The 1,260-nt window shown below is 42.3% G+C and carries 3 protein-coding genes; all 3 read right to left on the bottom strand.

The window, feature by feature from the left end; all coding sequences use genetic code 11:
• Window positions 1–263: 263 nt before the first annotated feature.
• The gene (locus tag AACR75_RS18560) at window positions 264–731 is read right to left on the bottom strand and encodes an ISAs1 family transposase (RefSeq protein ID WP_047691464.1); all 468 of its coding nucleotides are present in this window, start codon (window positions 729–731) and stop codon (window positions 264–266) included.
• Window positions 732–1,013, bottom strand: a complete 282-nt coding sequence (locus tag AACR75_RS18555; protein WP_052190366.1) for an ISAs1 family transposase — start codon at window positions 1,011–1,013, stop codon at window positions 732–734.
• 29 nt (window positions 1,014–1,042) lie between these two features.
• A partial coding sequence (locus tag AACR75_RS01155; RefSeq protein WP_047691461.1) for a transposase occupies window positions 1,043–1,260 on the bottom strand: 218 nt, incomplete at its 5' end.

Here is a 1,260-nt window from a genome sequence, read left to right as displayed (position 1 = left end):
CAAACTACAAGTCATCCTTGAAGGCTACGAACTCGCTCTGTCTCTTGAACAGGACTTGTGATCAAGAGACAGCATTTAGATGTGGTTTCGCTCTTTAATAGGCTTAAACACATCTGCCTGATCCTTGCTAAAGACTCTGCTCGATCGTCCACTATTATACGAGAGTTGTCCTCACAAAATGCGGTATCAAGCGACCAATGCATGGCCTCTACGCCCCAATGAGAACGAATGAGAACGCGTCGCTTCAAGCAACGTTTGGGCTTCTACATATATAGTAACGAATACTCACATCTTGCTCTGTCGCCACAGACGATTCTTCCGTGACTTTTTTCTTGTGTACTGTAAGAGCGGCCATCAAAGTCTTGAAGCATGTTCATTCGAAAATAATCATCAAAGGCTTGCTCAAGCATTCCCTGATTTCCTTTAACTGCCAACAAATAATCCGCTTCTTTATCGAGGATTTTCTGCGCTATTTTCTTTTGGCATCCCATTGCATCGATTGTAACCAAGAAGCCTTTTACCTCTAGCAAGTCAAGTAGCTTGGGGATCGCGGTAATTTCATTACTTTTACTATCAACCTTCTGTTGGCCGATACTCATTCCGTTTACAGTAGCAAAAGCGTTCACCATGTGGATCGTTCCTTTACCTTTAGAGCGGTCATAAGAGCCACGTAGTGTTTTGCCGTCGATGGCGATGACTTCTCCATCCGTCAGTGTATGGCAGTCCTTCATCTAGGCTATAAAGCTTCTTTGCAACGCTGCCGGATTAATCATGCCCATCACACGAGACAGCGTATCTGCAGAAGGAATACCAGCTTCAAAGTGACCATATCGTTTGAGGAAATCTAAGCGAGCATTGCCAAAATCGATAATGCCATCCCAGCCATCATGACCCGAAAAAACACCACAAATTGTCAGCAAAATAAGATCTGATAATTTGTGCTCTACTTTGCTTTCTTGTCGGTAGTCTTTAATGATTTGGAAATGCATAAATGGGTTGGTTAACTCGCTCATATTTCGGCTCCTATATTGTCTATACCCGTTCAACGTGAAGATGCTGGTTTCAATATCTGAAAATTATCCGTAATTCTGGACGCAAGTGAGTCTGCAACTTTTGGTAACGTCACATCGAAAAAGTTTTTGATTGCAGAGGTAAATGCCGCTTTGGAGGAAAAATAAAAATTGTTCCTCACATGCTCATTCATTACTTTCCAAAGTCGCTCTATTGGATTTAAGTTTGGGCTGTATGGTGGTAAGTAAT

It is taken from the genome of Vibrio sp. ZOR0018, assembly GCF_963865925.1.
Lineage (GTDB): Bacteria > Pseudomonadota > Gammaproteobacteria > Enterobacterales > Vibrionaceae > Vibrio > Vibrio anguillarum.
Note: the sequence above shows the minus strand (reverse complement) of the source record. Positions and strands in the feature narration are given on the sequence as shown.